The sequence below is a fragment of the Bacillus sp. FSL W7-1354 genome (assembly GCF_038002405.1).
Classification (GTDB): domain Bacteria; phylum Bacillota; class Bacilli; order Bacillales; family Bacillaceae; genus Bacillus; species Bacillus paralicheniformis.
This window is the reverse complement of record NZ_JBBOCL010000001.1, coordinates 492,841-519,427: the sequence shown is the minus strand read 5'-3', so window position 1 is coordinate 519,427 and position 26,587 is coordinate 492,841. Positions and strand designations below refer to the sequence as shown.

The 26,587-nt window shown below is 45.9% G+C and carries 29 protein-coding genes, 2 riboswitches and 1 other annotated feature (1 of these 32 cut by a window edge); of the genes, 12 read left to right on the top strand and 17 right to left on the bottom strand.

Going from position 1 to position 26,587, the window contains the following annotated elements:
• Positions 1 to 58: 58 nt before the first annotated feature.
• Positions 59 to 952 (bottom strand): protease HtpX, encoded by an 894-nt coding sequence (gene htpX, locus MKZ04_RS02765; RefSeq protein ID WP_020451127.1) that lies wholly within the window; start codon positions 950 to 952, stop codon positions 59 to 61.
• Positions 953 to 1,093: 141 nt separating this feature from the next.
• Between htpX and MKZ04_RS02760 the strand changes: the two genes are divergently transcribed.
• Both MKZ04_RS02760 and MKZ04_RS02755 read left to right on the top strand, forming a co-directional pair.
• Positions 1,094 to 1,813, top strand: a complete 720-nt coding sequence (locus MKZ04_RS02760) for a DUF1836 domain-containing protein (protein ID WP_341045261.1) — start codon at positions 1,094 to 1,096, stop codon at positions 1,811 to 1,813.
• 130 nt (positions 1,814 to 1,943) lie between these two features.
• Positions 1,944 to 2,141 carry an alpha/beta-type small acid-soluble spore protein gene (locus MKZ04_RS02755; protein WP_020451125.1) on the top strand — a complete coding sequence of 66 codons (198 nt, stop codon included), beginning with the start codon at positions 1,944 to 1,946 and terminating at the stop codon, positions 2,139 to 2,141.
• Between the two features lie 12 nt (positions 2,142 to 2,153).
• Here the strand turns inward: MKZ04_RS02755 and MKZ04_RS02750 are convergent, their stop codons facing one another.
• The 4 genes from MKZ04_RS02750 to MKZ04_RS02735 all read right to left on the bottom strand — a co-directional run bounded on the left by MKZ04_RS02750 (position 2,154) and on the right by MKZ04_RS02735 (position 5,973).
• Entirely contained in the window at positions 2,154 to 3,242 is a 1,089-nt protein-coding gene (locus tag MKZ04_RS02750) for an anti-sigma-I factor RsgI family protein (RefSeq protein ID WP_023856785.1), read from the bottom strand.
• Positions 3,239 to 3,997: an RNA polymerase sigma factor SigI gene (gene sigI / locus MKZ04_RS02745; RefSeq protein ID WP_023856784.1), complete on the bottom strand. Its 759-nt coding sequence runs from the start codon at positions 3,995 to 3,997 to the stop codon at positions 3,239 to 3,241. The genes MKZ04_RS02750 and sigI overlap by 4 nt, the downstream gene beginning before the upstream one ends.
• Positions 3,998 to 4,291: 294 nt before the next feature.
• On the bottom strand, positions 4,292 to 5,059 hold the full coding sequence (locus MKZ04_RS02740) for a TerC family protein (protein ID WP_020451122.1): 768 nt from the start codon (positions 5,057 to 5,059) through the stop codon (positions 4,292 to 4,294).
• A 272-nt stretch (positions 5,060 to 5,331) separates the two neighbouring features.
• Positions 5,332 to 5,973, bottom strand: a complete 642-nt coding sequence (locus MKZ04_RS02735; RefSeq protein WP_149169430.1) for a DedA family protein — start codon at positions 5,971 to 5,973, stop codon at positions 5,332 to 5,334.
• A gap of 288 nt (positions 5,974 to 6,261) precedes the next feature.
• On the opposite strand from MKZ04_RS02735, the gene MKZ04_RS02730 reads away from it, so the two are divergent.
• From MKZ04_RS02730 to MKZ04_RS02720, 3 genes are all read left to right on the top strand, one after another.
• Complete coding sequence (locus tag MKZ04_RS02730) at positions 6,262 to 7,914, top strand: sensor domain-containing diguanylate cyclase (RefSeq protein ID WP_149169429.1); 1,653 nt, start codon at positions 6,262 to 6,264, stop codon at positions 7,912 to 7,914.
• A gap of 148 nt (positions 7,915 to 8,062) precedes the next feature.
• A complete protein-coding gene (ku, locus tag MKZ04_RS02725; protein ID WP_026579818.1) occupies positions 8,063 to 8,935 on the top strand; it encodes a non-homologous end joining protein Ku in 873 nt (290 codons plus the stop codon).
• A 3-nt stretch (positions 8,936 to 8,938) separates the two neighbouring features.
• Positions 8,939 to 10,789 carry a DNA ligase D gene (locus MKZ04_RS02720; RefSeq protein WP_341045255.1) on the top strand — a complete coding sequence of 617 codons (1,851 nt, stop codon included), beginning with the start codon at positions 8,939 to 8,941 and terminating at the stop codon, positions 10,787 to 10,789.
• Between the two features lie 5 nt (positions 10,790 to 10,794).
• On the opposite strand, the gene MKZ04_RS02715 is transcribed toward MKZ04_RS02720, so the two are convergent.
• The 3 genes from MKZ04_RS02715 to MKZ04_RS02705 all read right to left on the bottom strand — a co-directional run bounded on the left by MKZ04_RS02715 (position 10,795) and on the right by MKZ04_RS02705 (position 11,869).
• Positions 10,795 to 11,256, bottom strand: a complete 462-nt coding sequence (locus MKZ04_RS02715; protein ID WP_020451117.1) for a MarR family winged helix-turn-helix transcriptional regulator — start codon at positions 11,254 to 11,256, stop codon at positions 10,795 to 10,797.
• Positions 11,257 to 11,429: 173 nt separating this feature from the next.
• Positions 11,430 to 11,609, bottom strand: a complete 180-nt coding sequence (locus MKZ04_RS02710; protein ID WP_020451116.1) for a hypothetical protein — start codon at positions 11,607 to 11,609, stop codon at positions 11,430 to 11,432.
• Positions 11,610 to 11,713: 104 nt separating this feature from the next.
• The gene (locus MKZ04_RS02705; protein WP_020451115.1) at positions 11,714 to 11,869 is read right to left on the bottom strand and encodes a hypothetical protein; all 156 of its coding nucleotides are present in this window, start codon (positions 11,867 to 11,869) and stop codon (positions 11,714 to 11,716) included.
• A 191-nt stretch (positions 11,870 to 12,060) separates the two neighbouring features.
• Here MKZ04_RS02705 and MKZ04_RS02700 point away from each other — a divergent pair, with 191 nt between their 5' ends.
• Positions 12,061 to 12,393: a MerR family transcriptional regulator gene (locus MKZ04_RS02700; RefSeq protein WP_020451114.1), complete on the top strand. Its 333-nt coding sequence runs from the start codon at positions 12,061 to 12,063 to the stop codon at positions 12,391 to 12,393.
• A gap of 30 nt (positions 12,394 to 12,423) precedes the next feature.
• Here the strand turns inward: MKZ04_RS02700 and MKZ04_RS02695 are convergent, their stop codons facing one another.
• The 3 genes from MKZ04_RS02695 to MKZ04_RS02685 all read right to left on the bottom strand — a co-directional run bounded on the left by MKZ04_RS02695 (position 12,424) and on the right by MKZ04_RS02685 (position 14,986).
• Positions 12,424 to 12,831 (bottom strand): hypothetical protein, encoded by a 408-nt coding sequence (locus MKZ04_RS02695; protein ID WP_341045252.1) that lies wholly within the window; start codon positions 12,829 to 12,831, stop codon positions 12,424 to 12,426.
• Positions 12,832 to 12,922: 91 nt separating this feature from the next.
• Positions 12,923 to 14,278: a magnesium transporter gene (mgtE, locus tag MKZ04_RS02690; RefSeq protein WP_020451112.1), complete on the bottom strand. Its 1,356-nt coding sequence runs from the start codon at positions 14,276 to 14,278 to the stop codon at positions 12,923 to 12,925.
• Between the two features lie 248 nt (positions 14,279 to 14,526).
• Positions 14,527 to 14,691: riboswitch (M-box (ykoK) riboswitch) on the bottom strand.
• Between the two features lie 139 nt (positions 14,692 to 14,830).
• Positions 14,831 to 14,986 carry a transcriptional regulator SplA domain-containing protein gene (locus tag MKZ04_RS02685; RefSeq protein ID WP_020451111.1) on the bottom strand — a complete coding sequence of 52 codons (156 nt, stop codon included), beginning with the start codon at positions 14,984 to 14,986 and terminating at the stop codon, positions 14,831 to 14,833.
• Between the two features lie 292 nt (positions 14,987 to 15,278).
• Here MKZ04_RS02685 and MKZ04_RS02680 point away from each other — a divergent pair, with 292 nt between their 5' ends.
• From MKZ04_RS02680 to MKZ04_RS02665, 4 genes are all read left to right on the top strand, one after another.
• Positions 15,279 to 16,232 (top strand): S8 family peptidase, encoded by a 954-nt coding sequence (locus MKZ04_RS02680; protein ID WP_023856779.1) that lies wholly within the window; start codon positions 15,279 to 15,281, stop codon positions 16,230 to 16,232.
• Positions 16,233 to 16,362: 130 nt separating this feature from the next.
• Positions 16,363 to 16,551, top strand: a riboswitch (cobalamin riboswitch).
• A 149-nt stretch (positions 16,552 to 16,700) separates the two neighbouring features.
• Positions 16,701 to 18,989 carry a 5-methyltetrahydropteroyltriglutamate--homocysteine S-methyltransferase gene (metE, locus tag MKZ04_RS02675; protein WP_341045251.1) on the top strand — a complete coding sequence of 763 codons (2,289 nt, stop codon included), beginning with the start codon at positions 16,701 to 16,703 and terminating at the stop codon, positions 18,987 to 18,989.
• A 207-nt stretch (positions 18,990 to 19,196) separates the two neighbouring features.
• Positions 19,197 to 19,511, top strand: a complete 315-nt coding sequence (locus MKZ04_RS02670; RefSeq protein WP_075213198.1) for a DUF5082 domain-containing protein — start codon at positions 19,197 to 19,199, stop codon at positions 19,509 to 19,511.
• The gene (locus tag MKZ04_RS02665) at positions 19,508 to 20,221 is read left to right on the top strand and encodes a hypothetical protein (RefSeq protein ID WP_075213197.1); all 714 of its coding nucleotides are present in this window, start codon (positions 19,508 to 19,510) and stop codon (positions 20,219 to 20,221) included. The genes MKZ04_RS02670 and MKZ04_RS02665 overlap by 4 nt, the downstream gene beginning before the upstream one ends.
• Before the next feature lie 160 nt (positions 20,222 to 20,381).
• Here MKZ04_RS02665 and MKZ04_RS02660 read toward each other — a convergent pair whose 3' ends face one another.
• Positions 20,382 to 21,014: a histidine phosphatase family protein gene (locus tag MKZ04_RS02660; protein ID WP_075213196.1), complete on the bottom strand. Its 633-nt coding sequence runs from the start codon at positions 21,012 to 21,014 to the stop codon at positions 20,382 to 20,384.
• Positions 21,015 to 21,160: 146 nt separating this feature from the next.
• Here MKZ04_RS02660 and MKZ04_RS02655 point away from each other — a divergent pair, with 146 nt between their 5' ends.
• On the top strand, positions 21,161 to 21,631 hold the full coding sequence (locus MKZ04_RS02655) for a nucleoside deaminase (RefSeq protein WP_075213195.1): 471 nt from the start codon (positions 21,161 to 21,163) through the stop codon (positions 21,629 to 21,631).
• A 33-nt stretch (positions 21,632 to 21,664) separates the two neighbouring features.
• Here MKZ04_RS02655 and MKZ04_RS02650 read toward each other — a convergent pair whose 3' ends face one another.
• Positions 21,665 to 22,327, bottom strand: coding sequence for a hypothetical protein (locus MKZ04_RS02650; protein ID WP_035338883.1), 663 nt, complete (start codon positions 22,325 to 22,327; stop codon positions 21,665 to 21,667).
• 71 nt (positions 22,328 to 22,398) lie between these two features.
• Entirely contained in the window at positions 22,399 to 22,812 is a 414-nt protein-coding gene (locus MKZ04_RS02645; protein WP_020451103.1) for an organic hydroperoxide resistance protein, read from the bottom strand.
• Positions 22,813 to 22,972: 160 nt separating this feature from the next.
• Here MKZ04_RS02645 and MKZ04_RS02640 point away from each other — a divergent pair, with 160 nt between their 5' ends.
• Positions 22,973 to 23,425 (top strand): MarR family winged helix-turn-helix transcriptional regulator, encoded by a 453-nt coding sequence (locus MKZ04_RS02640; protein ID WP_020451102.1) that lies wholly within the window; start codon positions 22,973 to 22,975, stop codon positions 23,423 to 23,425.
• A gap of 41 nt (positions 23,426 to 23,466) precedes the next feature.
• On the opposite strand, the gene MKZ04_RS02635 is transcribed toward MKZ04_RS02640, so the two are convergent.
• The 3 genes from MKZ04_RS02635 to proB all read right to left on the bottom strand — a co-directional run bounded on the left by MKZ04_RS02635 (position 23,467) and on the right by proB (position 26,359).
• Entirely contained in the window at positions 23,467 to 23,892 is a 426-nt protein-coding gene (locus MKZ04_RS02635) for an organic hydroperoxide resistance protein (RefSeq protein WP_031305104.1), read from the bottom strand.
• A 109-nt stretch (positions 23,893 to 24,001) separates the two neighbouring features.
• Positions 24,002 to 25,249 (bottom strand): glutamate-5-semialdehyde dehydrogenase, encoded by a 1,248-nt coding sequence (locus tag MKZ04_RS02630; protein WP_025812019.1) that lies wholly within the window; start codon positions 25,247 to 25,249, stop codon positions 24,002 to 24,004.
• A 12-nt stretch (positions 25,250 to 25,261) separates the two neighbouring features.
• A complete protein-coding gene (gene proB, locus MKZ04_RS02625) occupies positions 25,262 to 26,359 on the bottom strand; it encodes a glutamate 5-kinase (protein WP_025812022.1) in 1,098 nt (365 codons plus the stop codon).
• A 59-nt stretch (positions 26,360 to 26,418) separates the two neighbouring features.
• Positions 26,419 to 26,587: a binding site (T-box leader), on the bottom strand (it continues 50 nt past the right edge of the window).

Genomic DNA, 26,587 nt, shown 5'->3' with positions numbered 1-26,587 from the left:
TTTTCGATTTTTAAATTTAAAAAGCAAACCCCCTTGAAAAAGGGGGTTTGCATATTGATTATTTTGCTTCCAGACGGCGGATTCTGTCGCTTAAATCAGGGTGTGTTGAGAAAAGCGATGTGTGCTTTTTCCCGTTGATTTTCAAAGTGGCAACAGATGCCTGCTCTTCTTTGACTCTTGAAGTGTACTGCTCAAGCGAGCGGAGCGCGTGAATCATCTTATCCTTGCCTGCAAGGTCTGCTCCTCCTCTATCCGCATGATATTCGCGGTGGCGGGAGTACGCAAACACGACAAGGCTTCCGAGAATGGAAAACACGATTTGGAATACGATGACCGCGATAAAGTGAACGATCGGCGCCAGCTCTTCACGGACAACGCGTGAAACAGCCCATGCCGCAATCCGGGCGAAGAAAACAACAAACGTGTTGACGATTCCCTGAAGGAGCGTCATCGTTACCATATCGCCGTTTGCAATATGCGCGACTTCGTGAGCAAGAACGCCTTCCACTGCGTCGTCATCCATTTCCTGAAGAAGACCCGTCGATACAGCGACAAGCGAGCGGTTTTTGGACGGCCCTGTCGCAAAGGCATTCACTTCGCGTGAATTGTAGATGCCGACTTCAGGCATCTTTGTCAGTCCGGCGGCGCGGGACAGCTTATATACCCGGTCAACGAGCTGCTGCTCTTCGTAGCTGAGCGTTTGCTTATCAGGATTCAGCACCTGAACGCCCATCGCCATTTTCGCCATCCATCTTGACATCAAAAGCGACATAAAGGAGCCGACAAAGCCGACAACCGCACTGAATACGAGAAGCGCAACAATATCGATGCCGCCGCCAGCCGTGAAATACGTGCCTACGCCTGTCAGCGAACCGATAATGGACAGCACAATACCGATCGTCGTAATAACTAAAATGTTCGATAAAAGAAAGAGAAAGATTCTTTTTCCCATGATTACCTCCATGTTATAATAAGATCAAATGAACTCGTATAATAAAATTATACGGCATAGAATTGAAAATGCAAGTGATAAGACGTAAGATAATGTTTATATTGTTTGCTATTTCATTTTAATACATAATGAGGTGGAATGATGAAACCTTTTAAACTGACTCGCCTGGAAATGGCCAAACTGATGTACGCTTTAAAAGGGCAGCTGGATGTCAGTCCGCTTGCGATTCTTTTGAGATCGGCCGATTTGGCGCACGATGAGCCGGAAGACAATTTGGACATCCCCGAATTCATTGTCCGGTACGAACGAAAAAAGCCAAAAACGGAACACGGGCTTTCCACAAATGAAATTGTTGAACTTGGAAATTTGTGCGAACTGACATCCTTAAAATCGACAGCCATCCAAAACTGGATCAAACGCGATATAAAAGATTTGATGGGACATCCGGAACTCAGCAAAAAATATTCCATCGACCAAGCCGTCATCCTTCTCATTGTACGAGACTTAAAATCGGTTTATGACTTCGAAACGATCCGTCCAATCTTAACAACGGTTTTTAATACGATTACAGACCGCTCAGATGATGTGGTGAGTCCGCTGCGCTTTTATGAAGGGTATGCGCGGGTTCTCGATTATGTGTACCGGATCAAAGACTATACGCTGAATGAATCGGCGCTCGAAAAAATCGTCATCGAGCAGACTGGACAGCTCCGCGGTTTTTATCAAGATCTGGCCGATCCCGAATGGAACAAAGTGAGAGATATCACCGCTGTCACTGTGCTATCCGTTATCGCTTCGCACATACAGGCGACCGCCCATTCCATGATTGACAGCGTCTTCTTAAAATATGGTATGAAGTAATCGCCGCTGACCGGTGCGCCTGGCTATTGAGCCAGGCGTTTTTTTACACCTTCAACAATTGCCAGCATAAAAAGCCTCAGTCCATTTCAAACTAAACAAGCAGTACCAATTGAAAAAGGAGTTGAGAATCATGGCAAGAACGAATAAACTCGTCGTTCCCGGGGCGGAGCAGGTTTTAGACCAGTTCAAATATGAAATCGCCCAGGAGTTCGGCGTCCAGCTCGGCTCGGACTCGGTCGCTCGCTCAAACGGGTCTGTAGGCGGGGAAATGACAAAACGACTTGTACAGCAGGCACAAGCTCAAATGAATGGGCATACTGACAAATAAATACCCTATGGTTTATTCGCCGGGCCCGCTCGGCGGATATTCTTGTTGATTTGTTTGGTCAGAAGGTTTTTTCTCCTTTTGATAAGGAGTTTTAGGGCTCTCTTGATTTGTGCCGGAACCGCTTCTCTGCGTTCCTTCCTCCGACTGCTGACCGTCTTTGTCATTATGGTTATGTTCTTGAGGGTTTTCGGTATTAGGGGATTTTGACTCCTTTTCTTTTTCCATTTCTTGATCAGATTGAGAGTGATCTTGATCTGAAGGTTTTTCGCCGTCCGGATGATCTTCCGTATCTGATTCTTCATCATCCGTATGTTGTTCCGGCTGATCTTCTTCTTTCACAGCTTTCTCTTTTTCTCCTGTATCTTCTCCCTGATTTTGATCATCTTTGTTATCTTCATTGTCATCATCTTTGTTTTTGTCTTCTAATTCATCTTTGTGGGAACGGATATAACGGCCTGTTGAGATGCCTTCTTTTTGTGCTTTTGCACGCGTATCAAGGTCTGATTCCACCGCTTCCATCTTATAGTTCTGCTGCTCGTATTTTTTCGCTACATGATCGATTTCGCTTTTTACCGTCGCCTTATATGTGTCATCTTTATTGTTTTCATATACGGTGGCGATAAGCACTTCTTTTGATTCGGTGACATAACCGCTCTTATCGCTGTCTTCGACAATTTCACTGATCACTTCTTTAAAGTCAGACTTTTCCCAATTTTCTATACTGTTCATTAAGTCCTTCCCATCCTCGTTCAGCGGCACCAAATCGATAACTTCACAGTTTTTGTTGAGTGTCAATTCAAAGCTTGGATTGATATCGATCGTCATATAGGCGTATGCTTTATTGTTTAAAACATCAGGGATGATCATGAAAGCGAGCAGCATGATCGCCGCGATTGAAAAAACGCCTGCTTTCAGCGGACGGAGCGAAAGCAGATCAAAAAAGCCCGCACGCTTCCTCGACATTCTCGTCTCCGCGGGAAAAGCAATTTCCTGACCGATTTCATAATCTTCCTCTGTGCTCTTTGCTTTTAAAAATTGTCCGTCAGGGGTTAGCAATGTGACGAATTTTTTATTTTTTTCTACAATAATTCCTCTTCTCATGAATTGAGCACCCCTTTTAGATAATCTTTAAGGTAAACATAATCGCCCGTTATAATGATCGCCATAGCAATGATATATTTGCGGTTTCTCTCTACGGTTTTTCTGCTGACAGCCACCAGCTTTTCAAGCTGTTTGACGGGAAGCTGCTTTTTTTCAAACAAGATCTTTTTTAACTCTTCATGTTCGACTAGCGTATATGCCACTTTGATGGCGTTTTGCCTTGCATCCGTATGTTTCGGCGAATGCTCCAGCAAATCGGAAAAAGACAGGCCAAAACTTTTAAGCCTTTCTTTAAAATGGAAAATCTCCTCCCGCCTCTGCTCCTGTTCGAGCATGCGGTTGAATTCATGAATGGAAAGCTCCGCTTCAATCATGCTTTGAGAGGATTCCTGTTCTTCTCCTTCTTGCATGTCCATATTGATATTCTGGGCATTTCTCGCTTCTTTTCTGATATAATCAATGACTTTGCGCTTAATGATCAGCTCTGCAAATGCCAGCAGAGAATTTCCTTTATCTGAAGAATATTTTTCAATGGCTTCATTGAATGCAATCAAGCCGATGCTGAATTCATCATCTTTTTCATCTATATATCGTTTGCACACGGATGAAACCGTTTTAGCCACAAAAGGCTTATACTGATGGATAAGCTCGTTTTGCAACTGCTGATTTCCTTTTTGTATGCTTATTACAGACTCTTCTAATGATTGTTGTTTCTTTTTTCCTGTCTTAAACAAAAGGCTAAGCACTGGTTTCACCTCAGTTCCTCCCTATACTACTCATTAATGATAGCTAATTTGATAGGGATTCGCAAAGGAGAAAACGCGGTATTCATTTCTAATTTTTCAATTGTGACAATGATTTGTTTGATCTCCTAGAACAATTCGTGATCTGTTTGACGATTAAGGGGGTTTTCCCGCCGTTTTTGTAACACGCCTGTTAATAAAATGAAATCTTATTTCGGTTGGACTAGGGCAATCATCCCTGGTGCTTCCCAGTGCGGGCAAACAAAAAAGACCGCCGATGAATACCGGCAGTCTGGCGAAAGCTGTTTACTCCTCTGCAGCTTTATTCTCGTGTTTGTTCGGATTTGTCATAAACCATCCCCCGAGCGCAATGGCGATCAGCACCGCCCAGAAGATGAACTTCCAAGTACCTGAATGAATAAAATGTTCAGAGACGATGTTGATTTGCGGGTGTGCGAGCGTATAGAGCGTCAGTTTCACACCAACCCAGCCGACAATCAAAAAAGCAGCCGTTTCCAGGCTCGGACGTTTCTTTAACAAGTTCACAAATTGACTTGCAGCAAAACGCATAATAATCAGTCCGATAATCCCACCGGCTAAAATCACCATGAACTGTCCGCCGTCAAGTCCGCCGATTTGCGGCAGGTTCGTTGCCGGAAGTGTGACAGCCAGCGCAACCGCCGCCAAAATCGAGTCGACGGCAAACGCGATGTCCGCCAGCTCAACTTTGATAACCGTCGGCCAAAAACCGCTTTGCTTCGACTCTTTCACCTTTTCGTCCTTTTTGAAAACATGGGTTTTCAAAATATGGTGAATGGAGATGTAAAGCAGATAGACGGCGCCGATCGCCTGCACCTGCCAGACGTTGACAAGAAAAGAGATCGCAAACAAAGCGCCGAACCTCATCACAAACGCGCCGGCCAACCCGTAGAAGAGCGCTTTTTTTCTGTCTTTTTCAGGCAAGTGTTTAACCATGACCGCCATGACGAGGGCATTGTCCGCGGCCAAAATACCTTCCAGCCCGACTAGGATGAGAAGAACCCAACCATATTCAAGTAATAATGCTGCATCCATTTTATAATTCCTCCTAAGTGATTGTCTCTTTCTCTTATTCCCGCTAATGCAGCAGGGTATTTTCAGAAAACAAAAAAGACCTCTGCCAACATTAGGCAAAGGTCTTGCTAGACATGGTTATCATTGATTAAATCATGCCAACAAAGCCGATGGATGAACATCCATGAACTGACGACTTTGTTTCCGGTTTTAACATCCGGACGCTACTCCCCTTTGGGATAAAAGAAAATATTGAATTATAAGATAATATTAACCTCATATGCGCCCGGCTGTCAATCCTTATTTTTATTTAAAAAAGTTGAAACGCTTTGCGATTTGACTTTCTTCCGCCTGCCTTTCACCCAAAGGTAAAGAACGAACAAAACGATGAATCCGATGCCGACCGGAAGAAGGTATCCGTCCAATAGGCTGCCGACTTTGCTCCAGTTTTCGCCGAGGTAAAAGCCTAAATAGACATAGACGAACGTAATCGGCGTGATCGCAAGGAATGTATAAATACAAAACACCCACACGTTCATTCTAGCGAGTCCGCATGGAATGGAAATCAGCGTTCTGATGCCCGGTATAAACCGGCCGCTGAATGCGACAAACCCCCCGTGCTTTTCAAAAAACCTGTCCGATTTTTCGAGCGCTTCAGGCTTAATGAAGAAGTATTTGCCGTAGCGCTCCAAAAACGGCCGCCCCCCGTACCTCCCGAGCCAGTAAAGCGTCAGCGGACCTGCGACACCTCCCAGTGAACCTGCGGCAACGACCCCGATCAGGAACATATCGCCTTGATACACCCAGTAGCCGGCAAGCGGCAGAACGATTTCAGCCGGCACGAATTCGATGCACAGCGCCAGAAAAATCCCTAAATACGAGAGGCTCTTAAACGCCTCAGCCAATGATAAAATAAACTCCTCGATATTGACCACAACCTTTGACGATTGATAATTTCAAGTTCCAAAGAACGTACAAAAACGATTTTAACACAATTCAGGAAAATTGAAGAGCAAAATGGGAAGTCCTCCTTAGAAAGAGCAGAAGGATATCATTTTTTATTGGCGAATTTCATTATATATAGTATAATTCACGAATTATACCGGATGTAGCGCTATTGCCGCTTTTTTATGTCAACGGTTAAGAGTACGGCAGTCTGGCCTTTCATAATACAGTATAGAAATTCAGATTTTTCATCATAGTACAAAAAGGCGGAGAAGAAAGTGACAGAAGTTTTTGGTGAATATAATGGATGGTTCGTTCTTTTATCCTATATCACTGCGGTTTTGGCAGCATACACAGCCCTTGATTTATCGGAACGGGTCGTCCATACAAAGGGCAGGAAAAATATCGGATGGCTTTTGGCCGGATCCCTCACGATGGGGCTTGGTATCTGGTCTATGCACTTTATCGGGATGCTGTCATTTCAGACAGCCGAAGAAATGAAATACGATTTGAGATTCGTCTTGCTTTCGATTGTTGCCGCTTTCGCAGGCTCGCTCATTTCATTTTATGTTGTGAATGGAAAAGAACCGACGAATGCAAGACTGGCGGCGGGCTCCCTTGCAATGGGAAGTGCGATCGCATCCATGCATTTTCTCGGGATGGAGGCGATGGAGAATATGACAATCGTCTATCATCCCGTTCTTTATGCCGCCTCTTTTGCAATCGCCATTTTCGCCTCCTTCGCTGCCTTAAAACTGTCAGTGGTATTCGCCAAAAAAACCGGCTCCTTTCGGATCTTGTTCATTAAAATCGGAAGCGCGCTTTTAATGGGCGGCGCCATTTCCGGCATGCACTATACAGGAATGGCAGCAGCTACGCTTTTCATGACTGACGGCCGTGATACAGGCCGCGAAGGAATCGATGCAATTGAACTGGGCATTATGATCGTACTTGTCAGCCTGATGCTTCAATGCTTCTTGATTTTCGGCGCCTTCACTGACAAGCGTCTGCTGTTTCATATCGAGAAAATCAAAGATAATGAGGAACGGTTCCAGTCCTTAATTAACCACAACATTGATCCGATCTACGTGTTTTCGCTTGAAGGCAAAATGCTTTCCGCCAATTCATCGGGATACAGCCTTCTTGAAAAAATGGGAGTTGAGCCTAAGCGCCTGTCTTCGTTTTTTCGACAGGAGGATCATGACAGACTGCTCAACTGGTTTCTTCAGGTCCAAAATGAAAAACAGGCCCTCAACCGCGACACGGAAATCGAAATAGCTGAAAAGCGTTTTGATGTAAATGTGACGCTGATACCGGTGTACGTCAGAAAGCAGCTTGACAGCATTTATGTCATTTGTAAAGATATGACAAACCAGCGTGAAGCAGAACGCAAAATCCATAGAATGGCTCACTATGACGCGTTGACAGATTTGCCAAACAGACGGTATGCAGTCGACCATCTCGCAAATGCTCTGGAGCGGCAGAAGACGGGGACGGCCGTATTGTTTTTGGATTTAAACCGTTTCAAAGTGTTTAATGACGCCCTTGGCCACGACGTCGGAGATCTGCTGCTGGTGGCAGCAGCACAGCGTTTGGCGCATTGTGTGCCTGATGAAGGCTTCATCGCCCGGTTAGGCGGTGACGAATTTATCATTGTCGCCCCTTTACATGGAACCGATCAGCTGACCAGGCAATTGATCAGTCAGTTTGAAACGCCTTTTCACATTAAAGAGCACCGCCTCAAAACATCCGTCAGCATCGGAATCGCCGTTTCCCCGGCCGATGGAACAGACGGTGATGAGCTGATGAGAAAAGCCGACATGGCCATGTACGCCGCGAAGCACAAAAGCAAAAGCAGATATCAATATTTTTCTTCTTCTCTCGCCAGAAAGAACAGACCGTCTTTGCAGGAGGAACCCGAGCCGAACTAAGCGCTTTCCCCAAGCAAATCACTGTATCGCCGCAAGCATCCGGGCCGAAGCCTGGATGCTTTTTTTTCGCGCTGTTATCCATAAGTTGCTATTCATGAAACAATCTGCAGAGAGGCATCAATAAAAGAAAAGGAGTTGAACCGAACCGATGCATACGATGTGGAAAGGCTCAATCAGCTTCGGCCTTGTCAATATCCCCATTAAACTGTTCGCAGCGACAGAGGATAAGGATATTAAATTAAGGTCGCTTCATAAAGAATGCCGCGCCCCGATTCAGTATGAGAAAAAGTGCACAAACTGCCACCAGGAAATCGCGCCCGACGACATCGTCAAAGGCTACGAATATGTTAAAGGCAAATACGTCGTCTTATCGGACGATGAGCTGAAACAGCTCAAAGAAGAGCAGGAAGACAAAGCTGTCGAAATTGTTGATTTTGTCCAGCTAAAGGAAATCGACCCCATCTATTTCAACCGTTCATATTTCGTCGGACCGGGAGATAACGGTGTAAAAGCATACTCACTTTTGCGCGAAGCGCTCAGAAAAACAGAAAAGATCGGAATCGCCCATATGACCATCCGCTCCAAAAAACAGCTCGCCATTCTTCGCGTCTACGAGAACTGCATTTTAATGGAGTCTATCCACTACCCTGATGAAGTCCGAAACGCGGCCCACGTACCCGGTGTTCCGGAGGAAACCGCGGTCAACGAAAAAGAGCTGCAAACCGCGATTTCACTAATAGACGAGCTGACGACGACATTTGCGCCTGAACAATATGAAGATACGTACAGACTTGCGCTGATGGATAAAATCAAAGAGAAAATCGATCATAATGAGGGTGTCACACCAAATGCCGGAGCCGCCGCTCCGCGCGAGGATGTCATCGATCTCGTGAGCGCTCTCCAAGCCAGCATCGAACGGACAAAAGCGCCTGACCGGGAAGCGGCAAAAACGCCTGTTGCAAAAGGAACCGGGGAAAAAAAGAAAAAAACGTCGCGCAAAAAAGCTTCAGAGGCAAAATAAAAAATGGGAATTACGATGCAGCCCGTGTTGACCACATCCGCTCCTTCAGGCGGCAATTGGCGGTATGAAGCCAAGTATGACGGGTATCGGGGGCTTTTAAAAATTTCTGCGGCCGGCGACGTTTCGCTCATCAGCAGAAACGCGCAGCCGCTCGAAAACACATTTCCGGAAATTACGGAATTTGCAAAAAGCATGATCGAAAATCTCAAAGAACACTTGCCAATCACGATTGACGGGGAAATTGTGTCGTTGACAAACCGTTTTCGTTCCCGGTTTGAATACGTCCAAAAAAGAGGGTTAAGCAAAAAGGCCGAGTTGATTGAACAAGCTGCCGCGAAGAAACCGTGTCATTACCTCGCTTTTGATTTACTGGTCTTTAAAGGAGAAAGTTTAACCTCACTCCCCTATACCGAACGAAAACGCGTGCTTTCCGACCTGATGAAAGAACTCGGCTTGCCGATGGCTCCCGAGCCGATGGCTCACGCACGAATTCAATACATCCCTGACACTTCAGATTTCCATGCTCTATGGAATGCTGTTAAAAGGTTTGACGGCGAGGGAATTGTTGCGAAGAAAAAAGACAGCCGCTGGGCTGAAAATAAAAAAACAGCCGAATGGCTCAAGCTCAAAAACTACAAAAAAGCAGCTGTATTTATGACAGGCTACAACATGGCAAACCGTTATTTGACAATCGCCGTCTATGACCGCGGTCAAATCAAAGAAGTCGGTTTGGTTTCCCACGGACTCGGAGAACAGGAAAGAAACGCCATTCTTTCAATCGTCAAGCAGTACGGAACCGAAACAAAGCCCGGCGAATATACCATAGATCCGTCGATTTGCATGACGGTCCATTATTTAACGATTCATTACGGGACATTGCGCGAGGTGTCGTTTGTTTCTTTTGAATTTGACATGGCTTGGGAAGATTGTACTTACAAGCGCCTGCTGCTTCATTCAAGAAACGTCCACCCCGATTTGCAGCTGACAAGCCTTGATAAAGTCATCTTTCCTAAAAGCAATAAAACAAAAGCGGATTACATCGGATATCTGAATGAAATCGGCGATTTTCTGCTTCCGTTTCTCGACAATCGGGCGCTTACCGTTATCCGTTATCCGCACGGTTCCGGCGGAGAATCTTTTTTTCAAAAAAACAAGCCCGACTACGCACCCGAATTTATCACGTCCATTCGGGATGACGAGCACGAGCATATCATCTGCAGCGATTATTCAGTTCTGCTGTGGCTTGCCAATCAGCTTGCGCTGGAGTTCCATATCCCTTTTCAAACAGCGGATACGACCCGTCCGACCGAAATCGTTTTCGATCTCGATCCGCCTTCAAGGTCGGAGTTTCCACTGGCCGTCAGAGCCGCGAATGAATTGCGCCGTTTATTTGAACAGCTTGGCCTCTTGTCTTTTCCAAAGCTGTCGGGAAATAAAGGGATACAAATCTATATTCCGATTTCAAAAAACGCCTTTACTTATGAAGAAACCCGCCTTTTCACAAGCTTTGCGGCTTCTTATTGCGTCTCACTTTTTCCCGATCTGTTCACAACCGAACGCCTGATTAAAAACAGGGGCGGAAAACTCTATATTGATTATGTGCAGCACGCTCCGGGAAAAACGATCATCTGCCCGTATTCCACAAGAGGCAATGAGATTGGCACAGTGGCCGCACCACTGTTTTGGGATGAAGTCCATTCAGACTTGGCACCCTCAAATTTTACGATGGAGGCTGTCATCAAACGCACAAAAGAGCTCGGATGCCCTTTCGAAAGCTTCTTCAGACAGCCCCAAGACAAACAGATCAAAGCTATTCTCGATCACTTAAAAGAAATTGACCGTTCGGAAAACTGACTTTTTCAGCGAAACAATAGATGCTGGCTGTGGATTCCGGCTTTTTTTAAAAGGGCCATCAGCTGCTCCTGTTCCTCTTTTGTCAAGCCTGAAAAAGCCCGCGCAATTCTCAGGGAGTGGATCGGATAAATCTCATCGAGATATGCCTTTCCCTTCTCTGTCAAATTCGCATAGACAGACCGTTTATCTTTCGGGTCCTGCTCTCGTTTGATGAAACCGTTTTTTTCCAATTTGTCGATCACATAGGTTACGTTTCCGCTTACAAGGAGCAGCCTCGAGCCGATTTGCTGCAGCTTTTGGGCTCCCCTCGTATACAAAAGCTCCAATACAGCAAATTCTGTAGGATTAAAGCCGTGTTCCTTGCTGTCCCGAATACTATGTTCTGAAACGCTTTTAAAAGCCCTGGCAAAAACCTTGTACAGCGACATAGCACGGTGAACTTCTTCCTCATTAAACGAAAGTCTCATATCATCTACCTCTTATACTATTTTCTTAAAATGAACCCGGGAAATGAAAACCCTTACAAATGTAGAAAAAGAAAGGGTCATGCTTTTCCCATATTCTATAAGTATATATTTTCGTGATTCGAAAGAAAACTCCTGCTTATTTTTTTTAAGATATTAAAAAGAAGCCCGTTTTTTCAAAATGGCCGATTTTGAACACGGGCTTTATTTTTCCGGAAAAAATAAAAATATTCTTTTCTGAGCTCCGTAATCGTCATCCTCTGCAAAACATCCTGATTATACTCACCGAGTGAGCTCAGTTTTTTTGAGTAATGGTTTCTTTCCTTTTCCAAAGCGTTTTTTAACAACCTGCTCATGATCTTCTCCTTTCATTTTCGTGTGTTGTAATATAAGAATAGACCTTATTTATTAACCAGGCTTTAAGGCCGTGTAAAGTTTGCTTTCACTCCCACTTCCGGATTTAAGAGGACTTTTGATAAAAGCCGTTCTGCACCGCCCTCAGCAGCGGAAACGCATCCTTTCCGGCAAGATTCATTAATGTCTCGAGCAATTCGTCTCTTTTAATGTCTAAAGCAACGATTTCTTTGGCGAGTGAGACCGCTTTGTGTTCCTTCATCCAATGATTCCCCCTCATCAGTCTGTATCTACAGCATACAAAACACTTTTACCCCTTGCATGGTTCCTGTAAACTTTTCTTCCGCGATTTTTTTAAAAGTTTTTCAACAATGTTAGATTTTCTAACAAACATCAGGTTTTTTCGCGCGTTTTCTTATATAATACAAAAAAAGTCATCTTAGGGGTGGGAAAATGACAGTCGAAGATCTTTCTTATAAAGATAAAAAAGTGATTTCTATTGGCATTGTCAGCGAGCTGACGGGTTTGTCGGTCAGGCAGATCCGCTATTACGAAGAACGCAAGCTGATCTATCCGCAGCGCTCTTCAAGAGGCACGCGCAAGTATTCCTTTGCTGACGTCGAACGGCTGATGGAAATCGCAAACAAGCGGGAAGACGGTGTTCAGACGGCAGAAATCCTCAAAGATATGCGCAAAAAAGAACAGAGACTGAAAAACGACCAGCAGCTCAGAAAGAAAATGCTCGAAGGACAGCTTAACGCTCATTTTAAATACAAAAACCGCTAAAAAAACGAATCATACCCTCCGGATGATTCGTCACCTGTTTTCCTGCTGTTTCGTTTCCTTTATGTATCCGATGAAATCAATCATAACGCCTTTATCTGGATCATTGCGTATCCGAAACGCGATCGTTCCGGGCTGACCGGTATTTTCCATCTTGTAAGCGGCATGAAACACATGGATGCTCGCTTCAGAAATTTGAAAATCATCAGCACGAAGCCCGGAAATTCCCCATTTCTGTTTGTTTTCCAGGATTGTTTCCGGAGAGGGGATTGCGCCCTCCACGTACAACCGCTTCATCTTTGACACATCATCGTTCAATATCGCCTCAAGCATACCCTCGACTGCGACGAGCCGCCTGTCTTTTCCTTCATCTTCATTCTGACAGCCGGCAGCAACCATTGCAACGGCTAAACAAATCAGCACAGCTGCAAATCTTCTCATACCAATCCCCCCTGATCTCTGCCTAAAATATATAGGCTTTTACGGATTCTGGCAAGCAAAAAACCCTCCCTAAAAAAGGAGGGCTGCTGTCTTACAGTGAATGAATGAATGCAGTTGCAATACCGAAGTAGATCAGCAGTGACAAAATGTCATTTAAAGTTGTGATCAGCGGACCCGATGCAATCGCAGGGTCGACGTTGCACTTGTGAAGGATGATCGGGACGATCGTTCCCGCCATCGTTCCGATGATCAGTGTGGCAAAGAGCGAAGTCCCTACCACAAATCCGAGCAGCAGATTCCCCTGCCATACAATCGCGATTCCTGTAATCACGACCGCACAAACAACGCCGATAATAATGCCGGCCTTGAGCTCCCGGAAAATCAAGCGGAAAATCGTTTTTTTATTGAGTTCTTCTTTTGACAGCCCTCTGATGACGACAGCGAGAGACTGCGTTCCGGTGTTACCCGTCATTCCTGCAATCATCGGCATAAAAAAGGCCAATGCGACAACCTGCTGCAGTGTGTCTTCAAAATAGCTCATGATGCTGCCTGAGATCAAACCGATGAACAGAAGCAAGATCAGCCACGGCAAACGTCGATATGCAGCGACATACGATTTTGTATCAAACGTGATTGCTTTACCTGATGCAGCAAATTTTTCGTAGTCTTCATTCGCTTCTTGGATGACGATGTCAATAATGTCATCGACCGTTACGATCCCGACAAGCTCATGGTTTTTTTCTACAACGGGAATCGCCAGAAAGTCGTACCGCTCAATGAGCCTTGCGACTTCTTCCTGATCTTGAAGAGCGTCCGCCGAGATGACCCTTGTAAACATTAATTCCTGAACCTTCTCATCGGGTTCTGCCAAAATGAGATCCCGGTATGAGATAACCCCGACAAGCTGCTTTTGTTCATTGATAACGTATAAATAGTTGATCGACTCCGCGATTTCCGCAAAGCTTTTCAGCTTGACAACCGCTTCTTTTACCGTGTAATGCTGCGGAATCCAGACATAGCGGTTTGTCATGATTCTTCCCGCTGTTTCAGGCGGGTAGTTCATCAGAACGCGGACCGCTTCAGATTCTTCCGCTTCCATACTGGAAAGAAGCTGGTCTTTCAGCTCTGAGTCCATTTCCTCGAAGAGCGCGGCAAGGTCGTCGTTGTCCATTTTATTCATTACATGGATCGCCTTTTCCTTGCCGACCTTGTTCAGAACGACAAGCTGCTCTTCTCTGTCCAGTTCGCCCATGAGATCGGTAATGTCTTCAACCGTTAAAAAAGACAGATACCGGCCGCGGTGCTTTTCGGGCATTTCCTTAAACAGAATCGCCATATCATAAGGCTGCAGTTCCTCTAAAACGTTTTGAAACTCTTTTCGTTTTCCGTCTCTCAGTAAAATAATAATGCGTAAAATCAGTTCATCATATGTCATGTTTTTTACCATGGCAATCTGTACCTCCCTTTTCAGGAGATCCTTATATCACCATAGCAAAAGGGGTGAAGTATAAGGATCTCCTCATCAATCAATGTGTGATGCTGTAAAATATTTCTCGTATGATTAAACCGCCTCGAATGGGGAGAATCCATACTTCCACCTCCTTGTTTAATACGGAAAGTTCACTTTCCTCAAAAAATAAAAAAACACCTATTTCATTGAAATGAAGGTGTTAAAAGCCATACAAAATAAAACCCTAACGCCTTCCATCGTAGAGCTTTAGCACTGTATGGCATAGGCAGCATGCCAGCTGCATTAAAAATCACCTTAGATCGATGATTTCTGTTGACCCATTGGCGTCTTTGGACATTTTTGGGCAGCAGCGTATCTCCATACAGGAGCCTCACCTAACGAAGAGCTGTATTTACCGGACACAATGAGATTACAGAAAAAAAGGATAACTGTCAATAAGAAAAGCAAACTTAATGCTCTCTATTATGGTTGATTCCCTTTTTCGCCAAAATTAAACCAGCTCTTTCGCCGAGATGCCGAGCTCCGTTCTTACTTTTCGCTATCCTGTTCAAGGTCGTCCTTTGACAGCAGGTGATAGTTTTCGTGCAGCAAAAGCGCGTATTCTCCTTCATATTTTGGATGCGGCACAAACTCCGCCTGCTCGATTGACAATTCGTCTCTTTTTTCGTTTTCTTGTTCTTTCACCCTGTATCAACTCCTTTTTATAATAGGATATCCTTTTGCCGGGATAATATGATGAAGCGAAATCTCATATATATAGTGATTCTCTCGCCCTTTCGCCGATTTCACAGGTCTTTTCGCTTACAATTCCAGCATTGTTCGCAGTTATTCGACTTTTCTCCTCTATTATCTATATTTTTTAACTTTTCATAAAATTCATACAAATGAACCTTTTTTTAACAAAGTGAATGTTTTACAATAAAATCACGCACCTTGTAACCCATCTAAAGCAGCATATAACAGGGAGGGCTTTGAAATGCAAATGCGATTAATTCCTTATGTCACTGACACAAAGCTGATGGACGTGAACGAATTGCCGGAAGGAATCGATGCGATTAAGGCACCGGAGCTGTGGTCACAAGGTTTTAAAGGAAAAGATATCACTGTCGCAGTGCTTGATACAGGCTGTGACGCAACCCATCCCGATTTGGCAGACCGAATCATCGGAGGCAGAAACTTTACTGATGATGACAATGGAAAAGAAGATCAATTTCATGATTATAATGGACATGGCACCCATGTGGCGGGTACGATTGCCGCAAACGATCAAAACGGCGGCATCTCCGGCGTGGCACCTGAAGCGAACCTATTAATCGTCAAGGTGCTCGGCGGTGAAGACGGCAGCGGCGATTATGAATGGATCATCAACGGGATCAACTACGCCGTCGAACAAAAAGCCGATATCATTTCAATGTCGCTCGGCGGACCTGCCGACGTTCCGGAATTGAAAGAAGCGGTGACAAACGCCGTGAAAAACGGAGTGCTCGTCGTCTGCGCCGCCGGAAACGAAGGCGACGGCAATGACCGTACAGAGGAGTACTCATACCCTGCTGCATACAACGAAGTCATCGCTGTCGGGTCTGTGTCATTGACGCGGGAGTCTTCCGAATTCTCAAATGCGAACAAAGAAATTGACCTCGTTGCACCAGGAGAAGAAATCCTCTCTACATTGCCCGATCATCAATACGGAAAGCTGACGGGAACATCGATGGCCACACCGCACGTCAGCGGCGCGCTCGCTCTCATCAAGTCAGCTGAAGAAGAGGCGTTTAAACGGAAGCTGACAGAACCGGAACTGTATGCTCAGTTAATCCGCCGCACGCTTCCTCTTGATTACTCAAAAGCGCTGATCGGCAATGGATTCTTATATTTGTCGGCGCCGGAGGTACTGGCGGAAAAAGCCGGCGAAGCAAAACTTCTTTCCCTTTAACAGCCTAAGGAGGCTGCCGACAATGTCGGCGGCCTTTTTCATGGCTATCGATAAGGCCGAATCTTTTTAATTGCAAGAATTCAAAAATTATTTTGACTAAAAGATCGTGACGGTATATAATCTACTAAACAATTTCATCGCCGGGAACATGGTAATCTAACGAGGTTAGATTTTAAAAGGGAAGTTTGGTGAAAATCCGACGCGGTCCCGCCACTGTGAATGAGGAGGTTATTTCATAAAACCCACTGTTTCTATACGGGAAGGGGGAAATAACCGTCGATTCATGAGCCAGGAGACCTGCCTGTTCTGACGCACCATCAACCTACGGTCGATAGGAGGTGTTCGAGTTGACGTAACAATCGCTACGTTTATTTCTCGTTCGCAAAATGCTGTTTTCAGGCATTCACCTTCTCATTGTCCGAAGTGTGAGTGTCTTTTTTTATTGAACACTAAAAGGAGGAGACCAGAATGACAAATGTAAAAACGAGTAGCTTGGGATTTCCAAGAATCGGCTTGAACAGAGAATGGAAAAAATCGCTTGAGGCTTATTGGAAAGGAAACACAGACCGTGAGACCTTTTTAAAAGAAATGGACGAACAATTTTTAGCAGCCCTCCAGACCCAGCTTGATCAGCAAATCGATATCATACCGGTTTCCGACTTTACCCTGTACGACCACGTTCTTGACACGGCGGTGATGTTCAACTGGATTCCAAAAAGATTCAAGGATGTACATGATCCGTTAGATACTTATTTCGCAATGGCGAGAGGCACGAAAGATGCTGTATCGTGTGAAATGACAAAATGGTTTAACACAAACTACCATTATATTGTGCCTGAATTTGAAAAAGGCGCACAATACCGCGTGACGAGAAACAAACCGCTTGAAGATTATAAAAGAGCAAAAGCAGCATTGGGAACAGAAACGAAGCCCGTCATACTCGGCCTTTACACTTTCGTAGCCCTTGCAAAAGGCTATGAACAACAAGATATCAAAGATATTTATAGCCAAATGACGCCTCTTTACATCCAAGTTCTGAAAGAGCTTGAGCAGGAAGGCGGCAAATGGGTGCAAATCGACGAGCCCGCTCTAGTGACGGCTTCACATGAAGAAGCGGCTGCAGTCAAAGAAATCTATCAGACGATTACAGAGGAAGTCCCTGGAGTGAATATCCTTCTGCAAACCTATTTTGATTCGGTTGACGCTTATGAAGAGCTGATATCGTTTCCTGTCGCCGGGATTGGTCTTGATTTTGTTCATGATAAAGGGAAAAACTTCGAGCATTTAAAAGCGCACGGTTTTCCTAAAGGCAAAGTCCTTGCCGCCGGTATTTTAGACGGGCGCAACATTTGGAAAGCCAATCTCGAAGAACGCCTGGATCTGACGCTTGAGCTGATCCAGAGTGCGGGTGTTGACGAAGTCTGGATTCAGCCTTCAAACAGCCTGCTTCACGTCCCTGTCGCAAAACACCCGGACGAGCAGCTTGCCGATGATCTCTTGAACGGTTTATCTTTTGCAAAAGAAAAGCTTCTGGAGCTTACACTGCTGAAGAACGGACTTGTTTCCGGAAAAGCGGCCATCCAAACGGAAATCGATGAAGCTCACGGGCACCTTCAAGCTCTCAAACAATACGGTGCAGCGACAAATTCGGCCTTTGCCGAAGAAATAGACAAGCTGACCGAGGAAGACTTTAAACGCCCGACAGCTTTTGAAGAAAGACTGCGGATCCAAAATGAATCTCTCGGACTTCCTCTATTGCCGACAACGACGATCGGCAGCTTCCCGCAGACGGCGGAAGTGCGGAGCGCGCGGCAAAAATGGCGAAAAAAAGAATGGTCTGACGAGCAGTATGAAGCATTTATTCAGAAAGAAACAAAGAAATGGATTGACATTCAGGAAGACCTCGGACTTGACGTTCTCGTTCACGGAGAATTCGAACGGACAGACATGGTTGAATATTTCGGTGAAAAGCTCGGAGGATTCGCCTTTACCAAATACGCCTGGGTTCAGTCATACGGTTCCCGCTGCGTCCGTCCGCCGGTCATCTACGGAGATGTCGAGTTTAAAGAGCCGATGACGGTAAAAGAAACAGTTTACGCCCAATCCTTGACCTCGAAGAAAGTCAAGGGCATGCTGACAGGTCCTGTTACGATTTTAAACTGGTCCTTTGCCCGCTATGATCTGCCGAGAAAAGAGATTGCCTTCCAAATCGCCCAAGCTCTCCGCAAAGAGGTTGAAGCGCTCGAAAAAGCAGGCATTCAAATCATCCAGGTCGATGAACCCGCCTTGAGAGAAGGCCTGCCGCTTAAAGAACGGGATTGGGACGAGTACCTTAAATGGGCTGCCGAAGCGTTCAGACTGTCCACTTCATCAGTAGAAGATACGACGCAAATCCATACGCATATGTGCTACAGCAACTTTGAAGATATTGTAGACACGATCGAAGATCTTGACGCAGACGTCATTACGATCGAGCACAGCAGAAGCCACGGCGGATTCCTTGATTATCTGGAACAGCATCCTTACCTGAAAGGACTCGGGCTTGGCGTCTATGATATTCACAGTCCCCGCGTCCCTTCCAGCGATGAAATGCTCACGATTATAGAAGACGCGCTGAAAGTCTGCCCGGCTGACCGCTTCTGGGTAAACCCTGACTGCGGTTTAAAAACGAGACAGCCTGAAGAAACGATCGCAGCGCTTAAACATATGGTTGAAGCAGCCAAACAAGCAAGAGGCAAACTCGCTCAGACTGTTTAATTCCACAAAAAATCCAACACAAACGCCGCCTGTTCACACGGGCGGCTCTTTTCATGTCCTCAGCCCTTTTTAGGCCGAAAGAACCGTTATATAAGGTATGTCCGCCCAAAAATCATTAAGACTTTTGATTCATTCGTACGATTTCCTTCCGTATCCTTTTCTTTTAACATATTTGTAGTAGATGATGGAAGGGAAGGAAAATATGTAGTGATTGACGATGGAATAGCGTTAGAACGAAAAATCAAACGAAAAATATATCAGGAAGACATTCACTCTCTTCAGCTATACGTAAAAGAAGTGACTGCCGCCATTGACGAGCTGAGGCAGGAAAGTTCTTCTATTTTAAAAGCACACCAAATGTATATCAACGGATGGCGCGGACAGGCGCGCGAAATGTATGACGCACTTTTGGACGATCTTGACCGGGCGGAATCGCGCGTGTATGACAGGCTGAGGGACATTAAGGAGCAGGCGTCCGAAGAAATTGAGCGGCTTCAGCTGAAAGCCGAGGAGCTGACATGACGATCCGGCTGAACATCAATGATCTGCACGCGCTCGCCCGCCAATTTCGCTATTCCCACCAGCGAATCAGCGATTTAATAAACCTTTTGAACCGCCATTTTCATGTTCTTTTCTCCAGCGTGAAAACAGCAAGGACATACGGGATCGATCAGGCGCAATCCGAAATGGAACATGAACTCAATGGATTTTTACACACGCTCGATGATTTGCAGCATCTTCTGCACTTTACAGAAATCCGCATGAAAAAGACCGATCAAATGCTTGCAGAGAAGCTCTTCCAGAGCGGCGGGCGTCTGGCAGGCTACCTGCCGATCATGTCTTTTTTGGCTGCGGCCAAATGTTCCCCTGACAGTTACAGACTGACCGCGCCGCCGCTGTCTGAACCGCTCGCTCTCATGAAGCAGATCAAACAAAACGGCCTGTCAGGACTCTTTACGAAAAAACGAGCCGCAGCATATATTCAGTTAGATGAAGAAGGACAGCAGCAGCTGTGGTCAGCACGCCGCATGATCAGCCGCACAATCGCCGACAACCTTTGCCTTCTGGCGTATCAGCAAATCGCAAAAGGCCCGCTTTCTCTTACGGTCTTCCTTTTCGGAAAAAAAGCGGAAGCAGATGCGGCAGATATCAAAACCGTTTGTCTTTCAAAAAACAAAACGATTTCCGCTGCCACGCTTCACAGCTTCAGTGCCAAAATGTATTCCGGCTAAGAGGCTCGGAGCGGACTTTCACAGGATATGATGACAGCGGCGGTCAGGCAGGACGCCTGGATGGTTTGCCGCCGATCCTGTGAGCACCGCCTTTGCAGGCCTGCAAGGGTTTGTCGACACGCTAAAAGCCTGATTGTTGAAATCAGGCTTTTTGGCATGCCTACCAGGTGGCATTCTTTGCTTCTACTCTATGTTTTCCGTCTCCTTCTCTTTCGATTGTGACCCTTCCATCATCAGAAACTGTTACAACTGCAAGAGCTGTGTCATGAACATAGCTGGAGTTCCATAGCTCACTGACCGGCCTCTTTTTTAACAGATTCAAAAGCATCAAAATAAACACGGAATGGCTGACAATGAGGACATTGCCTTCCCGATGGCGGCGGAGAATGAATTCATACACCCGGCTGACCCGTCTTTCAAAATCGTAAAAGCTCTCCCCTTCATCAGGCATGTATGTTTCAGGCGCATTAAAATACGCTTCCAGCAAGTCAGGATCGCTTTGTTCGATCTCATCATACGTTTTTCCTTCCCAGCGGCCGATCGAGATTTCTTTTAATCTGTCGTCTGTTATAAAGGGAACACTGCGGTTCTGCAGCATAGCCCGCGCAGAATCAACAGCCCGGCCGCTTGGACTGGAATATGCGGCTTGGAATTGAACATCTTTCAGCCGTTCGCCGAGGGCGTTTGCATTTGCCAGCCCCAAAGCCGTTAAATTGGAGTCTTCCCAGCCTTGCATTCTTTTTTCAATATTCCATTCCGTCTGACCGTGTCTTGCAATATACAATGTAAGCAAAACATCATCCTCCGTTCATCATTCTAGCATTCATTGTATGCGATGGTCCGTTCGAAATCAAACATACTGAATATTCTGATGCGTGTTTATTTTACAAGATTCATCAGCTATAATAAGAAGGCAAGACAACCAAGGAGGATACAGAAATGAATCATGAAGCATTTTTGCAGCGCGCAATCGACCTTGCAGTGGAGAGCGTGAAAAGCGGCACGGGCGGACCTTTTGGCGCTGTGATTGTCAAAGACGGCCAAATTATTGCCGAGGGAAAAAACAATGTCACAACAAGCAATGATCCCACCGCGCATGCTGAGGTAACGGCTATTCGGCTCGCCTGTGAAGCACTTGGCGATTATCAGCTGAACGACTGCATTCTTTATACAAGCTGTGAACCGTGCCCAATGTGCCTGGGAGCCATCTACTGGGCAAGACCGAAGGAAGTTTACTTCGCCGCTCAGCATTCAGATGCCGCATCGGCCGGTTTTGACGATTCTTTTATTTATGAAGAAATCACAAAAACGCAAAGCGAACGGACAATTCCTTTTTATAAAATGAACCTTCAAGCAAAGCTTGAACCCTTTCTCACGTGGGAAACGACCGATCAAAAAGTGGAATATTAAAATAAAGAAAGCTTCCTGATGAAGGAAGCTTTTTCATTTTGAAGCTGACGGCTCATACCATTCAAGCTTTTGATCTTCAGATTCCAAATCAAGGCTTTCCGCCTTTCCATCCTTTTCAATTTCAAGCCTGACGATTTTCCCTTTCAGTTTTTCAGGTGCTTCGGCGACATCCCTCTCAAAATCGGCTGTTTTCTGATAAGTTTTTTCCCCTGCTTTTGTTTTGATTGTAATGTTTTGTTCCGATTCGCTGACAAACGCGGCAATGATTTTTCGGCTGCCGTCATTCTCCTGTTCATATACGCCGTTTTGGTCGGCTTTTGACTGCGGCATGAGCTCGGCTTCTTCGGCTTCTTGCGTTTTTCCGTCCACCTCTACCTTCACAAGCTTCCCGATTAAGTCATCATGGTCTTCTTCGCTGTGAAAACGGCTGCTTTTCGGTACAATCAGTTCCTTATCCTTTATTTCGAGCGTGATTTGGTCGTCTTCGGCATGAACATACTTGCCTATCAAATCAAAATCTTCTTCAGACCGAATATTTTTGTCAAGAGAATATGTTTTCAAATCAGGCGCTTTCTGTTTGGCCGTATCAGCCGAGGGTTGATTTCCGTTGTTCTCCTTCGCTCCGGTTCCGCATCCTACAAGGACGAAGGCGGCAGAGAGCACGGCGAATACAAGCGCTTTTTTAAGATATGCCATTTGCTGCTCCTTTCTAAAAAAGAAAGCAAACAAGCTTTGTTTGCTTTCTCGTTTTCATCTTTCCCGTTTGTTTATTTTACTTCAAGGCTGACGTCGATATTTCCTCTCGTCGCTTTTGAATAAGGGCAAAAGTCATGAGCGGCTTCGACCAGCTCTTTCGCTTTTTCTTTGTCTACCCCGCCTGAGGTGACGATCAGCTTGACGCCGATTTTAAAACCGCCGTCACTCTCATCCTTCAGCAAGCTCACATGGCCCTCAACCTCAGAATCGATGTTAATGCCTTTTTGTTTTGCGACATGCTCCAATGCGCCGCCGAAGCACGCCGCGTATCCCGCCGCAAAGAGCTGTTCAGGATTTGTCCCTGATTCGCCTTCTTTTTTTTCATTTGGCATGACAATGTTGTGATCCAAAACCCCGTCATCTGATGTGACATGTCCTGATCTTCCGCCTTTTGCCGTGACTTTTGCTGTAAATAATGCAGTCATCCTGATTCCTCCTTACGTTTTTTTCCTCTACTCTTTATATTTCACAAAATGAGTTTTTTAAACATCCGTTTTTGTTTTTTCGGGTTTTCTGCAGAACAATGGGAAAAAAACGAAAAATCTTATACAATAAAAAGGAACATAAAAAAGAGTTGGTGAAACGATGACAAACGAATTTGAACATATGAGGCTTGACAGACAGCTTTGTTTTCTCCTTTATGCCAGTTCGCGTGAAATGACGAAGCTTTACAAGCCGCTGCTTGATAAACTCAATATTACGTATCCGCAGTACCTCGCACTCCTTTTATTATGGGAGCACGGGGAATTAAACGTCAAAACAATGGGCAAGCTCCTTTATCTCGATTCCGGCACACTGACGCCGATGCTGAAGAGGATGGAGCAGCACGGGCTTTTAACAAGGGAGCGGTCACCTGAAGATGAACGGTCTGTGGTCGTCAGACTGACAGCAGGCGGCCAGGCACTTCAGGAAAAAGCGAGCAGCATTCCGCAACACATGATCGCCCAGACCGATCTGTCGGCTGGCGAACTGAAGAACTTGAAACAAACGCTTGAATCCCTTCTGGCTTCATTGACGAAAAAAACAGATGCGCTGTAAAGACAGCAAAAAGGCGCCTTCGATATGAAGGCGCCTTTTTTTTAAGAAATGACTTCAAGGCTGACATCAACATTTCCGGAAATCGCTTTTGAATACGGACAAACGGTATGAGCTTGATGAACGAGTTTTTCGAGCTCCGACTGTTCAACGTCGGTTCCTTTTACTTGCAGCGTGACACTGAGCTTATAGCCTCCATCTGCTTCATCTTTCAGAAGGCTGACGTTTGCCGTCACCTCTGTCTCCATTCGAAGACGCGCTTTTTGGGCGGTCAATTGCAATGCACTGTCAAAGCATGCCGCATATCCGGCAGCAAACAGCTGCTCCGGATTGGTGGCATTTTCGTTCTTCTTGGCTTTTGGTGTTCCCGGCATGGCCAGCTCCAGTTCAAGGACGCGGTCAGATGAGGTGACTTGTCCGTCTCTGCCGCCTTTGGCAGTAGCTTGCGAGGTAAATAGCGGTTTCATGATTTATCGTCTCCTTTAATTTATATTGTGCACAATTAAATTTTATAAAATTGAATGCGAAAACGCAACAAAAAAACATCCTGTCTGCATGTCAAGACAGGATGTTTCACTTTCATATCCGGATTTGCCCGTTTCCTTTAATGATATATTTAGAAGAAGTCAGCGCTTTAAGGCCCATCGGCCCCCTTGCATGAAGCTTTTGCGTGCTGATGCCGATTTCGGCGCCATAGCCGAATTCAAAGCCGTCCGTAAAACGCGTGGAAGCATTGTGGTAAACCGCTGCAGCGTCAACAGACGTTAAGAAAAACCGGGCGTTTTCCTGATTTTCAGTCAGAATCGCTTCCGAATGACGCGTGCCGTACTGCCTGATGTGCCGGATGGCTTCATCGATTCCGGCGACAATTTTGATGCTGACAACCGGCGCAAGAAACTCGGTTTCCCAGTCGGTCTCGCGAGCAGGAACCGCAGATGGCAGCAGCGCGCATACAGCTTCGTCTCCCCTGATTTCAACGCCTGCTTCTTCAAGCTTTTGAAGCAGCGCTGTCGTATGCTCTTTCGCCCAGTCTTTATGGATAAGCACCGTTTCAATCGCATTGCAGACAGAAGGACGCTGCGTTTTGGCATTGATTACAACCTGCTCGGCCATGTCGGACCGAGCCGATTCATCAATGAATATGTGACAGTTTCCCGCGCCTGTTTCAAGGACAGGTACTGTGGATTCCCGCACCACCATATCAATGAGGTTTTTTCCTCCTCGCGGAATCAGAACATCCAAGCCGTCGTTTAAAGTGAACAGCTGTTTTGCCGCTTCCCTGCTTGTATCTTCAATGAGCTGAACGGCATCCTGCGGAAGCGCAGATTGTTCGAGCGCTTCTCTGATTACGCGGACGAGCGCTTGATTGCTGTTGATGGCTGATGAACTGCCCCGCAGGATGACGGCATTTCCCGTTTTCAAACAGAGGGTCGCGGCGTCGACCGTTACATTCGGCCGGGCCTCGTAGATCATGCCGACGACTCCGAGCGGAACCCTGACATTTTCAATGAAAAGCCCGTTGTCTTTGCGGATCGTTTCAAGCGTTTCCCCCACAGGATCTTCAAGCTTGATGAGCAGCATGACGGCGTCTGCCATATCATTCAGTCTCTCCGGCGTTAAGGCAAGTCGGTCAAGCAGCGCAGGTGAAAAGCCTTTTTCTTTGCCGCGAACGATATCTTTCTCGTTTTCTGCCAATATCTCATCTTGCTTAAAGCGGAGCGCCTCGGCGATGAAGGAAAGCGCCTCATTTTTCTTTGCAGTCGGCTGATGAACCAGTTCTTCTTTTGCGACTTTAGCCTTTTTTGCTTTTTCAATCACTTCGCTCATTCTTTCATCCCCTTATTCTTTAATACTTACCCAATCATTTCGATGGATGACTTCTATCCCTTCTTCATGATGGAACTCATCGCTTCGTTTCCCTTTCACCTCTTCAAGTTCTGCTGCGGAGTACAGCGTTTGGCCTTTTCCGGCCAAGCCGTTCGGTCCGTAAACTTCGACAACCGCCCCTTTCGGAAAATCCCCGGATATTGCTGTTACGCCGGCCGGCAGCAAGCTGCCGCCATTTTCGATAATCGCCAGCTCAGCCCCCTCATCAACGGTAATCTTCCCTGAGACAGGAGAGTGAAAAGCGATCCACTGTCTATGATTGTTGACGGAAGACAGGTCGGATTGGCCGATATAGGTGCCGTCCCCGTTTCCTTTTAAAATCTGAATCAGCTTATCATCTCCCTCTCCGGCGCCTATGAAAACATTGACGCCGAGTGAAAGAGCGGTTTTTGCCGCCAAAAGCTTCGACTTCATTCCGCCCGTCCCCACTTTTGAACCGGCGGATGCGGCGCAGCCCAAAAGTTCGTCCGTAATTTCGGGAATGTAATCAAAACGGCGGGCATCAGGATGTTCATTCGGATTCGAATCATAGAGGCCGTTAATATCCGTTAAAATGATGAGTTTGTCGGCATGAATCAGTCCGCTCACCAGGGCGGATAGCATGTCATTGTCCCCAAACGTCAATTCTTCAACAGATACCGAATCATTTTCATTAATAATCGGGACAAGCCCCCGTTCAATCAGTTCCATAATGGTCGCATATGCATTTCGATACCGTTCCCGTTTGGCAAAATCGTTTCTTGTCAATAAAATTTGCGCAGGCTTGATATCGCGGTCTGCAAAATGCTTGATGTATGTCTGCATTAACAAGCTCTGGCCGACGGCCGCTGCAGCCTGTTTCCCCTTTAGCGTGACAGGCCTCGCGGGATAGCCGAGCTGTAAAAATCCCGCAGCGACAGCGCCGGACGAAATAAAGATGACGTCGTGGCCTTCTTTTTTCAGAGCAGCTATCGCCCGAACATGGTCATTGATCTTCGCCTCATCGATGCTGCCTTTCGAATTGGTTAATGAACTGCTTCCGATTTTAATGACAATCCGTTGTTTTTTCACGTTTTTTCCCTCCGAGATGATCTGGCAGAAGCCAACAGAAAAAGCCCTTTTCGTCCAAATAAAAGGACGAAAAGAGCTTTCCGCGGTACCACCTTCATTGAATGCGCGAGAAAAAAGCGCACTCCTCTTTCCCCTTTAACGCCAGGGTATGCGCCCAGGTTTTCCCCCTGAGACTCCGAGGCAGGTTCAGCAGGTTTCATGTGGTGAAATGTTTCAGCATGCCATTTC

Excerpts from the sequence above, each read along its gene's own strand:
- htpX (WP_020451127.1), bottom strand. The coding sequence starts at position 952 with ATGGGAAAAAGAATCTTTCTCTTTCTTTTATCGAACATTTTAGTTATT.
- MKZ04_RS02760 (WP_341045261.1), top strand. The coding sequence starts at position 1,094 with ATGAAACCTTTTAAACTGACTCGCCTGGAAATGGCCAAACTGATGTAC.
- MKZ04_RS02755 (WP_020451125.1), top strand. The coding sequence starts at position 1,944 with ATGGCAAGAACGAATAAACTCGTCGTTCCCGGGGCGGAGCAGGTTTTA.
- MKZ04_RS02750 (WP_023856785.1), bottom strand. The coding sequence starts at position 3,242 with ATGAGAAGAGGAATTATTGTAGAAAAAAATAAAAAATTCGTCACATTG.
- MKZ04_RS02740 (WP_020451122.1), bottom strand. The coding sequence starts at position 5,059 with ATGGATGCAGCATTATTACTTGAATATGGTTGGGTTCTTCTCATCCTA.
- ku (WP_026579818.1), top strand. The coding sequence starts at position 8,063 with ATGCATACGATGTGGAAAGGCTCAATCAGCTTCGGCCTTGTCAATATC.
- MKZ04_RS02720 (WP_341045255.1), top strand. The coding sequence starts at position 8,939 with ATGGGAATTACGATGCAGCCCGTGTTGACCACATCCGCTCCTTCAGGC.
- MKZ04_RS02715 (WP_020451117.1), bottom strand. The coding sequence starts at position 11,256 with ATGAGACTTTCGTTTAATGAGGAAGAAGTTCACCGTGCTATGTCGCTG.
- MKZ04_RS02710 (WP_020451116.1), bottom strand. The coding sequence starts at position 11,609 with ATGAGCAGGTTGTTAAAAAACGCTTTGGAAAAGGAAAGAAACCATTAC.
- MKZ04_RS02705 (WP_020451115.1), bottom strand. The coding sequence starts at position 11,869 with ATGAAGGAACACAAAGCGGTCTCACTCGCCAAAGAAATCGTTGCTTTA.
- MKZ04_RS02700 (WP_020451114.1), top strand. The coding sequence starts at position 12,061 with ATGACAGTCGAAGATCTTTCTTATAAAGATAAAAAAGTGATTTCTATT.
- MKZ04_RS02695 (WP_341045252.1), bottom strand. The coding sequence starts at position 12,831 with ATGAGAAGATTTGCAGCTGTGCTGATTTGTTTAGCCGTTGCAATGGTT.
- mgtE (WP_020451112.1), bottom strand. The coding sequence starts at position 14,278 with ATGGTAAAAAACATGACATATGATGAACTGATTTTACGCATTATTATT.
- MKZ04_RS02680 (WP_023856779.1), top strand. The coding sequence starts at position 15,279 with ATGCAAATGCGATTAATTCCTTATGTCACTGACACAAAGCTGATGGAC.
- metE (WP_341045251.1), top strand. The coding sequence starts at position 16,701 with ATGACAAATGTAAAAACGAGTAGCTTGGGATTTCCAAGAATCGGCTTG.
- MKZ04_RS02665 (WP_075213197.1), top strand. The coding sequence starts at position 19,508 with ATGACGATCCGGCTGAACATCAATGATCTGCACGCGCTCGCCCGCCAA.
- MKZ04_RS02655 (WP_075213195.1), top strand. The coding sequence starts at position 21,161 with ATGAATCATGAAGCATTTTTGCAGCGCGCAATCGACCTTGCAGTGGAG.
- MKZ04_RS02650 (WP_035338883.1), bottom strand. The coding sequence starts at position 22,327 with ATGGCATATCTTAAAAAAGCGCTTGTATTCGCCGTGCTCTCTGCCGCC.
- MKZ04_RS02645 (WP_020451103.1), bottom strand. The coding sequence starts at position 22,812 with ATGACTGCATTATTTACAGCAAAAGTCACGGCAAAAGGCGGAAGATCA.
- MKZ04_RS02640 (WP_020451102.1), top strand. The coding sequence starts at position 22,973 with ATGACAAACGAATTTGAACATATGAGGCTTGACAGACAGCTTTGTTTT.
- MKZ04_RS02630 (WP_025812019.1), bottom strand. The coding sequence starts at position 25,249 with ATGAGCGAAGTGATTGAAAAAGCAAAAAAGGCTAAAGTCGCAAAAGAA.